The sequence below is a fragment of the Desulfatiglans anilini DSM 4660 genome (assembly GCF_000422285.1).
GTDB lineage: Bacteria > Desulfobacterota > DSM-4660 > Desulfatiglandales > Desulfatiglandaceae > Desulfatiglans > Desulfatiglans anilini.
In genome coordinates this window covers 106545-119581 of the sequence record NZ_AULM01000006.1, presented here as the reverse complement: position 1 = coordinate 119581, position 13037 = coordinate 106545, and the positions used below count along the sequence as shown (strand labels likewise).

Genomic DNA, 13037 nt, shown 5'->3' with positions numbered 1-13037 from the left:
GCGGCCTCAGACCGCCACTCGGCGCTGTCCGTCGGGCTGCACTAAAAACGCTTCGAGCTGCGAGAAGACCTGCTCCTCGTTGTTTCCCATGACCTGCAGGGCGCCGCTCCGGCAGGAGGCGGCGCAAAGTCCGCACCCCTTGCAAAGCGCCGGGTTCACCGCGGCAACCCCGCTGCCTTCGTCGACCGCCACGGCATGGAACGGGCAGACGGTTTCACACACCCGGCAACCCGTGCACTTCGTCGCATCCACCCGGCAGACGGCCCCCTCGCCGCGCATCTCCTCCCGCGAGAGCAGGGTCATCACCCGCGCGGCCGCGGCGTGCCCCTGGGCGATGCTCTCCCCGAGCCGTTTGGGGCCGTGGGCCAGTCCGCACATGAAGATCCCGTCCGTCGGGAAATCCACCGGCCGAAGCTTCATGTGGGCCTCCATGAAGAATCCGTCCGCATTCAGCGGCACCTTCAGCTGCTGCGAGAGACGGTGGTTGTCCTCTGCGGGAATGGTCGCAGCGGCAAGCGAGACGAGATCCGCCTGAAGCCTGAGCCTGCGCCCGAGCGTCGGCTCGGTCACCAGCACCTCCAGGGGCCCGCCGCCTTCTCCGGCCGTCACCACGGGCTTGTCCGCCTCATGGTAGCGGATGAACACCACCCCTTTGTCCGCCGCCTCGCGATAGGCGTTTTCCATCAAACCGTAGGTCCGCATGTCCCGATACAGGACGGTGATCTTCATGGCCGGATTCAAGGCCTTCAGGCCGAGGGCGTTTTTCACGGCCTGACCGCAGCAGACCCGGCTGCAATAGGGGTGCTCGGCATCCCGCGATCCCACGCACTGGATCATCACCAGAGACCGGCAGTCCTTGATCCGCGCGGTTCCGTCCGCAATCTCCCCCTCGAGTTCGAGGTGGGTCAGGACCCGGTCGTTCCGGCCGTAGAAATATTCATCGGGGCGGAACTCTTTGCCGCCGGTCGCCACCACTGTCGCGCCGTGCGGGATATCCACCGGCGTCCGCCGTTTCCCGGTCTCGATGGTGGTTAGGAAATTGCCGACATACCCGGAAAAATGCCGGATCTCGGCCTCCTTGTGCACCTGGATCAGCAGGTGCCGGTAGACCCGCTCCGTCAGCGTCTTCAGGGCCGCCTGGACGTCCTCGCCCTCCAACGTGCGGCGGAGCCTTCGCGCCATCCCCCCGAGCGCCGGCCCCTTCTCGACCAGATGGACCTTGACACCCTGATCGGCGAGCGAAAGCGCCGCGGACATCCCCGCGATCCCGGCCCCGATCACCAGCGCGGAGCGCAGAACGGGATAGGTCGGCTGCGTCAGGGGCGAGAGGAGCCTGGCCTTCATGACCGCCATCCGAACCAGGTCCCGCGCCTTCTGCGTCGCCGGCCCTTTTTCTCCCATGTGAACCCAGGCGCAGTGCTCCCGGATATTGGCCATCTCGAAAAGGAACGGGTTCAGTCCCGCCTGTTTGAGGGCGTCCTGAAAAACCGGTTCATGGGTCCGGGGGGTGCAGGCCGCCACCACCACCCGGTTCAGGGACTTCTTCTGGATCACCTCGACCATCCGCTTGATCGAATCGATGGAGCAGCTGAAGGTCTCCTCCTGGGCGTGCACGACCCCGTCGAGCCCCCTGGCATAGTCCACCACCTTCGGGACATCCACCCCCTTGATGATGTTGGTTCCGCAGTGGCAGACGAAGACCCCCACCCGGGGCGGCTCGCCCAGAGAATCCCGCTCCGGCGGATAGCTCTTCTCTTCGACGAGCGTCCCCCGGACACGGCTGAGATCACGGGTCGCCAAGGCCGCCGCGCCGCTCGCCATGGTGACCGAGTCGGGGATGTCCATCGGGCCGCAGAAGACCCCGCAGGCATAGACCCCGGGGCGTCCGGTCTCCATCGGGCGCAGGGAGGCCGAAGAAGGGCAGAACCCCTCCTCGCTGAGCGGGATTCCGAAGCTGCCGGCCAGTTCAGCGTGGCTTGACGGGGAGGTGAGCCCGACGGAGAGGACCACCATGTCGAAGCTCTCTTCGCGCACCGCCTCGCCGCCCACTCGATACCGCAGGGTCAGGGCATGCGTTTCGGGGTCCTCGCCCACGATCACGGGCTTCGCCCACTCGAACCGAACCCCGTCGAGCCCTTTGGCCCGCTCGTAGTAGCGTTCGAAGCCTTTGCCGAACGCCCGCACGTCGTTGTGGAAGACAACCGCCTCGAGCCCGGGGATGTGCTCCTTCGAAAGGATCACCTGCTTCATGGCATACATGCAGCAGACCGACGAGCAGTAGCCTTTCCCGATCGAGACGTCCCGCGAGCCCACGCACTGGATCCAGGCGATCCGGGCCGGCGCGGTGCCGTCCGACGGCCGCCTGAGAACGCCCGCGTTCGGCCCGCTGGCGCTCAAGAGGCGCTCGTACTCGAGGCCGGTGAACACGTTTCTGAAGCGGTCATAACCGTAGAGGCTCTGCCCGGACGGGTCGAAGGGTTCGTAGCCCGGCGCGAGGATGATCCCGCCGACGCGGATGGTGTGGCGCTGCGCCTGCTGGTGGAAGTCGATCGCCCGGTTCCTGCATGTGGGGACGCAGATCTGGCATTCCCTGCGATTCAGAAAAAGGCAGTGGGCCGGGTCCACCACGCTCGCCGCCGGCACGGCCTGCGGAAAAGGCAGGTGGATGCACTTGACCGTCGCCAACCCGGCATTGTACTCATCCTGGATGTTGACAGGGCAATACTCGGCGCAAACCCCGCAGCCGGTGCATTTTTCGAGATCCACGAACCGGGGGGCGGCCAGCAGATGCACGGAGAAATTCCCCGCCTCCCCATCGACCGCCTGCACTTCCGTTTCGGTGAGGATGGTGATGTTCGGGTTCGATGCGCATTCCAGAAACTTCGGCGACAGGATGCACATGGAGCAGTCGTTGGTCGGGAAGGTCTTGTCGAGCTGGGACATCCTGCCCCCGATGGAGGGACCTTTCTCCACCAGGTAGACCCTGAAGCCCGCATTGGCGGAATCCAGCGCCGCCTGTATGCCGCTCACCCCGGCGCCGACCACCATGACGGCGCCGATCGCCTCCCGGCCCGTTGCCGGTGTTATGGGACCCAGATCATGTCCTGACATTCGTTTATCCCCACTGGCCTATTGAGGCGTCCTTTCCCTGCAATCTACAGGGCCATGGCGACGATCTCCGAGATATCCATGACTTCGAGCCGGTCTTCCAACCCGCCCGTCACGACGCTGTCCTTGAAATTGAGGATGCAGTAAGGGCAGGCCGTCACAAGGACATCGGCCCCCTGTTCGATCGCCTGGGCCACCAGGATATCGGAAAAACGCTCCCCTTTCGGGGTCTCCATCCAGATTCGTCCACCGCCGCCCCCGCAGCAGAGGCTGTTCTCGCGGCTGTTCAGCTCATCCGTCCACTCGAGTCCGGGGATGGCCGCAAGGACCGCCCGCGGCGCATCGTAGATCCCGTTGTGCCTCCCGAGGTAGCAGGGGTCATGGTAAACGGCCTTTTTACGCAGCTCGCCTCCGAAGCGGATCCGGCCCTCCGAAATCAGCCGTGCGAGGACCTCGGTCACGTGCAGGACCTGCACCTCCCCGCCAAGCTTGGGATAGTCCTGTTTGAAGGTCGTGAAGCAATGGGGCGATGTCGCGATGATGGTCTTCACGCCCGACTCGTGGAAGAGCGCGATGTTCTTCTCCGCAAGGGTTTCGAAAAGCTCATGGTTTCCGGCCTTGCGCACGCTTTCGCCGCAGCAGCTCTCCCGGTTCCCGAGGATGCCGAACGACACCCCGGCCTGCTGCAGGAGCCGGCTCGTCGCCCTGGCCACCCCCCACAGGCGGGTGTCGTAGGCCGGTGCGCAGCAGGGCGCATACACGGCCTCGTGCTCCGCCTTGAACATCTCGACCCCGGTGCCCTCCGCCCACTTGGACCGGTCTTCGCGCTTCCCGCCCCAAGGATTCCCCTCGCCGCCGAGGCCCCCCATGGCGCTCCGGAGGCTGGCCGGCGCCATGCGGTATTCGAAATCGAGCAGGATTTTCCGCACCGCGCCGAGGACATCGGTGATCGCCACACCCCGCGGGCAACGGCTCACACACAGGTTGCAAGTCGTGCACCGCCACCACGCCTCGTATTCGAGGTCGACCAGCCCAAAGCGCGATTCGCAGATCATCCGGTGCGGCAGGAAGGTCCGCACCAGGTTCCAGGGACAGCTCGCCGAACACAAACCGCATTGAAAACACAGTTTGAAGGCCTCGCCCCCGGCCTCCTGGATCATATCGATGGCTTCTTCCAGAGGTTCGACGATCTCCATCCCGGACTCCTGTCGCGAATGTAAGCGTATATCCGTCGTTGTGACATCGAACAGCCGAAGCACTCCGGGAAGGGACTGACTCCTGCACCCGGAATGGTTATTCGCAAACAGCTGTTGGTTTCAGAGAAATAGAGGGAAAAAAGTGGCTTCAGTGACGCGTTTCGGTTGGTCCGCACCGGGCGCCCGCGGCCTCGACGGACCGCGATCGGGTCGCGCTGCGGGCTCAGTGCATATAGCGGCCCCCATCCACGACCAATGTCTGGCCGGTGATGAAATCACTCTCCGCGGAAGCCAGGAAGAGGGCTGCCCCGGTGATATCCTCGGGCGTGCCCAACCGTTTGAGCGGCGTCTTGGTGGTGTCGTAGCGGGTCACATCCGCCAGGGAACGGCTGGCCTCCGTATCCGTGAATCCAGGGGCGACGGCGTTGATGCAGATATTGTACGGCCCGAGCTCGATCGCCAGAGCGCGGGTCAATGCCAGTATACCACCCTTCGACGAGACGTAGTGGACAAACCCGTGGGACCCCGTAAAGGCCGTTTCGGAGCAGAGATTGACAATCTTCCCGGATTGTTGCGCCTTCATGACGGGGAAAACCGCCCGGACGGCCAGGAAGGCCCCCTTGACGTTGACCCCCATCACGCGGTCCCACTCGCCGAGGTCGATCTCGTCAAAGGGCTTGCGCACCAGTCCGTCGTAGATCGCGGCGTTGTTGATCAGGATGTCGATCCGCCCGAACGCCGCGACCGTGGCCTCCGCCATGGCCTTCGTGTCCGCCTCGCTCGTCACGTCCCCCGCAAAGGACCGGGCCTCGCCGCCCAGCTCTTCGATCAACCGGACGGTCTCCTGCATATCCTCGCGGTCCTTGTCTCTCAGCACAATATTCATGACCATGATCCGCGCGCCTTCCTGCGCCAGCCGCAGCGCAAACGCCCTTCCCAACCCCCGGGCCCCGCCGGTCACCACAGCCACCCTGTCCTTCAAACGCATGGCCACGCTCCTCATTGCTGCATCCGTTGCATGCCGGCAGGGAAGGCCGTTCGCCTTGCCGCCGAACCAGTTGGAAAACGCAAGCTTTTCTATCCCCGAATCGAAGACCTGGCCGGCATCGAATCGATCCCCGGCACGCAACCGGACCCGCCTCACCCGGCCCCTTCGGACAAAGAATGCCGAAAATGCCTCATTCCGTCCCTGTTTCCCCGGCACGAAGGGAGGGTTTCTTCTCCTTCGTGCCGGGTTGAATACAGGCCGGAGGGGGAAGACCGACCCGATCAGTAAGTCGGCTTGCGGAGCCCGTGCTCATCCGCGATCACGTTGTAGCAGGCGTAACTCGAACCGCGCCCGATCCCTGCGCCCCCGGGAACGCCCGAGGAGCACATGTACAGGTTCTTCACGAACGTCTTGTAACCGCCCGGCAGACCCCTGAAGCGCCCGCTCTGGCTGCCGCCCTGGTTGCCTTCGCACCAGCCGCCCTCACGCATATCGAGGTGCGTGTCCTGGATGTCGATCGGCGTAGCCACGCGCTCCCCGATGAAGTTGTCCTTGGTCATATTGGGGGCGTATTTCTGCCATTGTTCGATCATCGCATCCATGAACTCGTCGTGGAGCTGGCGCCATTCCTTCCGCGAGAAGAGGCGGGCGGGGGCGGTGAACTCCTCCACGTGGATGCTGTGCTTTCCCTCCGGCGCGCGCGTCGGGTCCCAGATGCTGTCCGGCGCCGTCAGGCAGAAGATCTTGGACGGCATACCCAGGAGGAAAATCTCGTGCATGTACTTGTCTTCCATAAACCCGAGGTCCTTCGGGGCCCAGTAGGTCCGCGGCGTGATGTTCACATCCGGGTTGTCCTTCGCGGCCTTGTACTGCGGCAGTTCGTGCACCCCCACGGGTCCCCAGAACAGCTGGGCGCGGTCGAAGAAGTAGGTGTCGACCTTGCGCTTCTGATACGTGTTGAGTTTGTCCTCGCCGATGAGGCGCAGGAAGAGCTGCGGGCTGGCATTGTCCGAGACCACCATCTGCTTGGCCTCGATCTCCGTCCCGTCCAAGAGCTTGATCCCCTTGGCCTTGCCATCCTCGATGAGGACCTTGGCCACCTCGGAATTGATGTGGTACTCGACCCCCATCTTCTTGCCGGCCGAAACCAGCGCATCGGTGATGGACTGGGTGCCGCCCTTGGCGATGGCCGCCGTCTCCCAGCCGAGCACGAGGTGCAGCGTGGCGTAGAGGAAGGCCAGACCCGGCACGTCGTCCGGATAGATGCCGCAGGAGGTCAGGAAGCCCCGCAGGGTGAGGATCCGCAGCTCAGGGCTCTCGAAGAAGTAGTGGGCGACCTCTTTCGCCGTCATGAACTGCATGGAGGGGTCGAGCCCGCTCTTCGGGTTGGACATCAGCTCCTCCACCGGGTCCGGCACTCCCCAGGGGGTCGGCACGGAGTAGCGCTGCCGATGGAAGGCCGGACGGACGTAATCCCGGTACTTCGCCGTGACATCCAGATAGGCCTCCGCGTCCGCCTTGGAAAACCGCTTGATCTGCTCATAGGTCTTCTTGAAGTTTTCTTCGCTGAACTTCGTCTCGCCGGTTTCCGGGTTCACGACCGGGAACGCGGCGTAGCTGACATAGGAAGTGCCGTCATCGAAGATGATGGCCTCGTTGGTATCCGGAAAGACGTACTCCAGCCCCTCCGCCCGGAGGTTGAATTCCTTGTAGGCGGGATGGCCGTAGTAGCGCGTGAAATGCGCACAGAAGTTCCCGCGGAACCCGGGCGCCGGGGAGTCGTCGAACGACACCGCGCCGCCGCCGAGGTGGTCCAGCCGCTCGAAAACCCCGACCTTCAGACCGGCCTTGGCCAGATAGGGGGCAATGGTCGTCCCGTGATGTCCACCGCCAATAACCACTGCATCGTAAGATTTATCCGCCATTTCAACTACCTCCTGTTCCTATTGATGATGATTGAAACCGTTTCCGCTATCACCCGGTTTTGAAAACCTTATTGCAGAGATTTGAAGACGGCCGCCAGTTTGCCCGCCACCTCATCCGGGGTCGCCCCCTCCAGAAACTGGCAGTCTCTTCGCATATCCGGCGGAGAAGACAGTTCGACAATGGACATCTTCTTCAGGGCATCCGGGGCCGTCCCCAGGTCCTGAGCGCCCCAGGACGGGATGGAACCCGCGCCCTTGAGCATCTTCAGCATCCGCGTCCTCGAGATGTACCGGAGCTCGCCCACCTCGTTGCTGACGGTGACGAGTGCCGGCAGGGCGGCCTTCACCCGTTCGTAGCCCTCGGGCGTGCTCTTCTTGACCACCACGCTGCCGTCTTCGACGCTGATCTCACGGGCGAGGCTGACGCTCGGAATCCCCAGGATCTCCCCCAGCAGCAGGCCCACCTGCCCCGAATCCCAATCCCCGGCCTGCCGACCGGTCAGGATCAGGTCGTAGTCCCCGATCTTCCGGATCGCATCGGCCAGGGCCTGGGCCACGGAATAACTGTCGAGCTTGTCGAAGGCGTCGTCCTGGAGCAGGATCAGTTCGTCGGCGCCGGCCGCCAGGGCCTTCCGGAGCACCGTGTCCGACACCTTCTTCCCGAGGCTCAGGACGGTGATGGTCCCGCCCAGGTCCTCCGTGATCCGCAGGGCCGCCTCCAGCGCATTCTCGTCGAACGGGCTGATCACCTGGGGCGCATCGACGATCACTTCCTTGTTCGCCGCATCCACCCGCACATCCGACAGGGGCGCTTCGGGATCGGGTATTTGCTTCGCGCAGACGATGATTCGCATCTCTTTCATCACAGTTCCTCCAATTTCTCGACCAGCGCAGGAATGATCTTTTCGAAATCCTCGACCACGCCGTAGTCGGCCACCTTGAACATGTTGCAGCCGGCATCCGTGTTGATCGCGATGATCTTCTTCGAGTGCACCATGCCGACCAGGTGCTGGATCGCCCCCGAGATGCCCACCGCCACGTAGATGTCCGGAGAGATCATCGTCCCGGTCAGACCCACCTGGTGATCCGAGGAGATCCACCCCTTGTCCACCGCCACCCGGCTGCACCCGATCATCACGTTGCCGAAGGACTTGCTCAGGGCCTTGCGCAGATCCTCGAGGGCCTCGAACCCGTCCTCTTCGCCCAGGCCCGCGCCCCCGGCCACGACCACGTCCGCCTTGTCGAGGGCGACGACCTCCTCCTTGACCACCTCGAGGGAGGCGACCCTGGCCATGGAGGCGTCGAGCTCCACCGCGATCTCGACGATCTCGCCTTTGGCCTCGCCCGCCGCGGCCGGTTCGAACACCTTTCCCCGCACCGTCGCCATCTGCGGCTCGCCGGGGCACTTGAAGACCGATATGGCATTTCCGCCCGAGACCGGCTTGGTCCGCAACAGCAGCCCGTCCTGCGGGTCGACGGCCAGGTCGATGCAGTCCGTCGTCAGCCGCGCTCCCAGGCGGCAGGCGAGCCGCGGCCCGAGCTCCATCCCCTTGTAGGAGTGGCTCATCAGAAAGACCCCGGGCTTGACCTGTGCGCAGACCTGCTCCAGGGCCTTCAGCCAGAACTCCGGCTGGAAGCCTTTCAGCAGCGGGTGCGCCACGCTGTACACCTTCGCCGGGCCGTAGGAGGCCGCTTCAGCAGCGCCGCCCCCAGGCGCATCCCCCAGGATGAGGACGCAGAGATCGCCGCCCCGTTCCTTGGCCAGCCGCCGGCCGACCCCCACCAGTTCCAGGGTCCGTGTGTCCAGTGAACCCTCTTTCATGTCTCCCAGAATCAGGACATCATCCATGTGGATCCTCCTCTTGCAAAAAGGTTCGGCTTATCTCAGGCGCCGGGCGCTTCGGCATCGACCCCTTCCAATGCCTGCAGCACAAGTTCGTTCAGGTCCATGACCTGGAGCGTCTCGTTCAGCCCCGCCGCCTTGCGGGCATCTTCCAGCATGATCCGGCACAGCGGACACGCCGTCACCAGGATCTTCGCCCCGGTGGCCTCGGCCTCCCTGATCCGGATCTCGCTCATCTTGACCTCCCCGGTCAGATCCTGCCACATCCGTCCGCCGCCGCCGCCGCAGCAAAGACTGTCTTCGCGGTGGTGCGCCATCTCCACCAGGCTGAGCCCGGGAATCGCCCGGATCACCTCGCGCGGTTCATCGAAGATGCGGTTGTATCGGCCCAGATAGCAGGGGTCGTGGTAGGTGACCGTCGTCTTCGGCTGCTCCCGGAACCGGAGTTGTCCCTGCTCCAGCATCTCGCGCAGCAGGAGGGTATAGTGCCGGGCCCTGAAGGGGGCGTCGGGGTAATCGTTGCGGAAGGTGTGAAAACAGTGGGGCGAAGAGGTTACGACCTCCGTGATGCCGTAGCGGTCGAAGAGTTCGAGGCACTTTTCCTGCTGCTCCTGGAAAAGTCCCAACTCGCCCACGCGCCGGGCGATGTCCCCGCAGCATGGCTCCTTCTTGCCCAGAATGCCGAAGGAGGCCCCCGTCGTCTGGAGGATCTTCGTCAACGAACGGGCGATCCCCCGGGCCGTGTCGTCAAAGGAGGTGGTGCACCCCACGAAGTAGCACAGGTCCGCCTCCACCCCTCTTTTCGTGAGATCAGGCGGGTTGAGGTCCTTCGCCCAGGCGTCGCGCTGGCCCTTGGAAGACTCCCACGGGTTGTCGTACTTCGCCAGCTTCTCGAGGGTCTGGTTCAGGAGCTTCGGCACCTGCGTGCCCTCCTCCACGGCGAGCACCCGCTTTCTCGTCACCGCCTCGAAAGAGGCCCCGTAGATCGGACAGACCTCCAGGCAGGCGCGGCAGGTGGTGCAGTACCAGAAGTTCTGATCGACATCGCTTTTCTCCGCGCGGCTCAGGAAGCGGACATCCCCGAAGGAGGAGTGGGTCTGCCACAGGGAGCGCCGCATGGCTTGGATGAAATCGCGGGGGGCGAAAGGTTCCTTGGCGCCCGCGGAGGGGCAGACCGCGACGCACCGGCCGCAGCGCATGCAGGCGTCGAAGAAGACCGTGTCCCCGAGATCGAACTGGCCGGCCTCCTCGATATCCAGGGCGGCCGGTTCCTTGATCCCTTCGAAGTAGACGGCCGCCGGTGCGCCGAGGACGTGGAAGAGCTTCGTGAAGGGGATCACCGCGATGAGGGAGAGGCTCAGGAGCGTATGGCCCCACCAGACCGCCGGATAGGCGGCTTCGGAGGCCGAAGCCGAAAAGAGCGCCCCGGCCCACCCGCCCGCGAAGGACCATCCCCCCCAGGCCGGCTGCTCGTAGGAGAGGCGCAGCCCCTCCAGCAGAAATCCGGAAAGACCCACCACCAGGAGCCACAAGGGCACGATGGCATCCTCCAGCCGCCGTTCGAGCCGCGGAACCCGCTGGACATAGCGGCGGACGAGCGCCCAGAGGAGCCCGGCCAGCAGCATGAGGCCCGCGATCTCCATCGCCACCGAAAAAATCAGATAGGTCGTACCCGTCAGAAAGGCTACGATGTAATGATGCACGGCGAGCACCGTGGTGCCGATGAAAAGGGAGAGAAAGCCCCAGAAGATCAGGAGATGCATGAGGCCGGCGGCCGGCTCCCCATGCAGGATGCGCCGCCCCAGGAAGCTGTCCAGGACCATCCGCTCGAGCGCCTCTTTGGAGAAGGGGACCTTCAGCGACCCGGCGTTCTTCTTCCAGACGAGCACATGGGCTGCCATCCCTGCCAGGAAAAGGGCCGTTGCCAGGGCCGCCAGGAGGTAAAACAGCCAGACCAGGTCGATCTGCCAGAACATCATCCGCTGCGGTGTCATGAAGCCCTCTCCTCTCTTGGGGTTGCCGCACAAAAGCGCCTGTTTGAGAAAATATTCCTTGTTTTTCTATTGACTTGTCAAAGCAATTGTTTTTATAGTGTTATAAGTTTTTCTTATATTCAAAAAGAACTTTTTATAGAAATTTGGGGGGTTGATGCGCGTCAATCTGAACCAGCTCCGGGCCTTTTTCCTTGCCACCCGTGAAAAGAGCATCACCAAGGCGGCCGAGGCCCTTTACGTGAGCCAGCCGGCGGTGACGATGCAGATCAAGGCCCTCGAAGAAGACCTGGACATGAAGCTCTTCACCCGATACGGCAAGGCGCTCGAACTGACCGAGACCGGACGGGTCCTTTTCGGCTACGCCGAGCGCATCTTCGAGATCGTGGAGGAAATGGAGTATGTCATCAAGGGCCGCGCCGAACTCTCTCAGGGATCGCTCGTCATCGGCACGACCCGGAGTTTTGCCAGGCACCTCATGCCCCAGATCCTGTCCCGTTTCCAGGAACGGCATCCAGGCATCAAGGTCTACCTGAAGGAAGCCAGCTCCACCAGCATTGCGGAGGGCGTCATCGCGCACGAATTTAACGTCGGGATCATCGCCCGAATCCCGTTCCGGAGCAGGCTGAGCGTCGTGCCCTATTCCAAGGAGGAATTCTGCCTGGTGGCCCCCACCACTCATCGCTTCGCCAGGATGCAGACGGTGCAGATGAGCGACCTCGCCACGGAGCCCATCATCATCCGCGAGGAAGGTTCGGGCTCGCGCTACGCCATCCTTTCGTTCCTCGACGCCTACGGCATCAAACCGTCGGTGCTGCTCGAGGCGGAAAGCCTCGAGTTCATCAAACAGTATGTCATTCAGGGACGGGGGGTCACCATCATGTACAAGCCCGACATCCGCCTGGAAACCCAGTTGGGGCTCCTCAAGCCCATCAATCTGGCCGAGGGTCCCATCCACGTCCAGACGGACATGATCTTCGCCAAGGGAATCGAGCTCAATCCAGCCACCAAGGCCTTTCTCAGCTTGTTTGAGGGATGAGAATCATATAAGATGCAAAGGGTTTCAGCCGGCCGATGCGCTCCGGGCCCTACCGGGCTGGCCGCCCACACTACTGCAAGGAGAAAACCACCGATGACGATCCTCTTCAGCCAATACTGGGATGTAAACCCCGGCGAATATGATGAATACTCGAAATTCATCTCGGAAACCTTCAACCCCGGCCTCGAAAAGCTCGGGATCCGGATGCTCGGCGGCTTTTATGTGGCCGTCGGCGCAGGACCCCGGATCGTCGCGGCCGCCGCCGTAGAAAACGACGCCGGGCTTCTCGCCGCCTTCTCGTCGCGGGAATACCGGATCATGGCGACGCAGCTGCAGCGCTACGTTTACAACTACGGAAACCGGGTCTGGATCCCTACGGGGATGTTCCGCAACCAGACCTTCAACATCCAGACGGGTGCCTGGAAATTCAATCAGTACTATGACATCGTCCCGGGGCAGGAAGAGGCGCACAACCGCTTCGTGTCGGAAGAGGCCATCCCCATGATGAAGGACATGGGGGTGCCCGTCACCCACGGCTGGCGGCTCGCCATCGGCTCCGGCCCCCGGATCCTGGCGGAATGCACGGCCCGGAGCCTGGCCGACATCGCCAAGGCCATCGATTCGGCCCAATACCGCAGACTTTCCCGAACCCTCAAGAAGCAATACGCCGTCAACTTCAGCAGCCGGATCCTGGCGCCCACGGGCCGGGTGGAAGTCCCCTATCTGATTGCGGAAATGATGAAAGGATTTTGAGGTTCGAACGGCATGGGGGTCCAAGGAGATTTCCATCCGGAAATGGTCTTTTTGGCCAATCCCGGCGTCAATCTGCACATTTGATTTCCTTGATATTGGCCAAACCGGGACCCGCCGCGAAGCGGTGGGACTGAGCACGCGCAGCGTGTGAAGAAACCGGGACCCGCACCGCAGCGGTGGGACTGAGCACCCGA

At 63.3% G+C, this 13037-nt stretch carries 9 protein-coding genes; 2 read left to right on the top strand and 7 right to left on the bottom strand.

The window, feature by feature from the left end:
- Window positions 1-6 precede the first annotated feature (6 nt).
- The 7 genes from H567_RS0108270 to H567_RS0108240 form a co-directional block, all read right to left on the bottom strand.
- Window positions 7-3111: a CoB--CoM heterodisulfide reductase iron-sulfur subunit A family protein gene (locus H567_RS0108270; RefSeq protein ID WP_051184626.1), complete on the bottom strand. Its 3105-nt coding sequence runs from the start codon at window positions 3109-3111 to the stop codon at window positions 7-9.
- A 44-nt stretch (window positions 3112-3155) separates the two neighbouring features.
- On the bottom strand, window positions 3156-4304 hold the full coding sequence (locus H567_RS0108265; protein WP_028321043.1) for a (Fe-S)-binding protein: 1149 nt from the start codon (window positions 4302-4304) through the stop codon (window positions 3156-3158).
- A gap of 223 nt (window positions 4305-4527) precedes the next feature.
- Window positions 4528-5292 (bottom strand): SDR family NAD(P)-dependent oxidoreductase, encoded by a 765-nt coding sequence (locus H567_RS0108260; RefSeq protein ID WP_035253776.1) that lies wholly within the window; start codon window positions 5290-5292, stop codon window positions 4528-4530.
- A 281-nt stretch (window positions 5293-5573) separates the two neighbouring features.
- The gene (locus H567_RS0108255; RefSeq protein WP_028321041.1) at window positions 5574-7217 is read right to left on the bottom strand and encodes a phytoene desaturase family protein; all 1644 of its coding nucleotides are present in this window, start codon (window positions 7215-7217) and stop codon (window positions 5574-5576) included.
- Between the two features lie 68 nt (window positions 7218-7285).
- Window positions 7286-8080 carry an electron transfer flavoprotein subunit beta/FixA family protein gene (locus H567_RS0108250; RefSeq protein ID WP_051184625.1) on the bottom strand — a complete coding sequence of 265 codons (795 nt, stop codon included), beginning with the start codon at window positions 8078-8080 and terminating at the stop codon, window positions 7286-7288.
- Window positions 8080-9066: an electron transfer flavoprotein subunit alpha/FixB family protein gene (locus H567_RS0108245; protein WP_028321039.1), complete on the bottom strand. Its 987-nt coding sequence runs from the start codon at window positions 9064-9066 to the stop codon at window positions 8080-8082. The genes H567_RS0108250 and H567_RS0108245 overlap by 1 nt, the downstream gene beginning before the upstream one ends.
- A 35-nt stretch (window positions 9067-9101) precedes the next feature.
- Window positions 9102-11054 (bottom strand): heterodisulfide reductase-related iron-sulfur binding cluster, encoded by a 1953-nt coding sequence (locus tag H567_RS0108240; RefSeq protein WP_028321038.1) that lies wholly within the window; start codon window positions 11052-11054, stop codon window positions 9102-9104.
- Window positions 11055-11208: 154 nt separating this feature from the next.
- Here H567_RS0108240 and H567_RS0108235 point away from each other — a divergent pair, with 154 nt between their 5' ends.
- Both H567_RS0108235 and H567_RS0108230 read left to right on the top strand, forming a co-directional pair.
- Window positions 11209-12090: a LysR family transcriptional regulator gene (locus H567_RS0108235; protein WP_028321037.1), complete on the top strand. Its 882-nt coding sequence runs from the start codon at window positions 11209-11211 to the stop codon at window positions 12088-12090.
- A 93-nt stretch (window positions 12091-12183) separates the two neighbouring features.
- Complete coding sequence (locus H567_RS0108230) at window positions 12184-12843, top strand: hypothetical protein (protein ID WP_028321036.1); 660 nt, start codon at window positions 12184-12186, stop codon at window positions 12841-12843.
- Window positions 12844-13037 lie beyond the last annotated feature (194 nt).

Bases quoted from the DNA above. Each gene is read 5' to 3' on its own strand.
- H567_RS0108270 (WP_051184626.1), bottom strand. From the start codon at position 3,111: ATGTCAGGACATGATCTGGGTCCCATAACACCGGCAACGGGCCGGGAG.
- H567_RS0108265 (WP_028321043.1), bottom strand. From the start codon at position 4,304: ATGGAGATCGTCGAACCTCTGGAAGAAGCCATCGATATGATCCAGGAG.
- H567_RS0108240 (WP_028321038.1), bottom strand. From the start codon at position 11,054: ATGACACCGCAGCGGATGATGTTCTGGCAGATCGACCTGGTCTGGCTG.
- H567_RS0108255 (WP_028321041.1), bottom strand. From the start codon at position 7,217: ATGGCGGATAAATCTTACGATGCAGTGGTTATTGGCGGTGGACATCAC.
- H567_RS0108260 (WP_035253776.1), bottom strand. From the start codon at position 5,292: ATGCGTTTGAAGGACAGGGTGGCTGTGGTGACCGGCGGGGCCCGGGGG.
- H567_RS0108250 (WP_051184625.1), bottom strand. From the start codon at position 8,080: ATGAAAGAGATGCGAATCATCGTCTGCGCGAAGCAAATACCCGATCCC.
- H567_RS0108245 (WP_028321039.1), bottom strand. From the start codon at position 9,066: ATGGATGATGTCCTGATTCTGGGAGACATGAAAGAGGGTTCACTGGAC.
- H567_RS0108235 (WP_028321037.1), top strand. From the start codon at position 11,209: ATGCGCGTCAATCTGAACCAGCTCCGGGCCTTTTTCCTTGCCACCCGT.
- H567_RS0108230 (WP_028321036.1), top strand. From the start codon at position 12,184: ATGACGATCCTCTTCAGCCAATACTGGGATGTAAACCCCGGCGAATAT.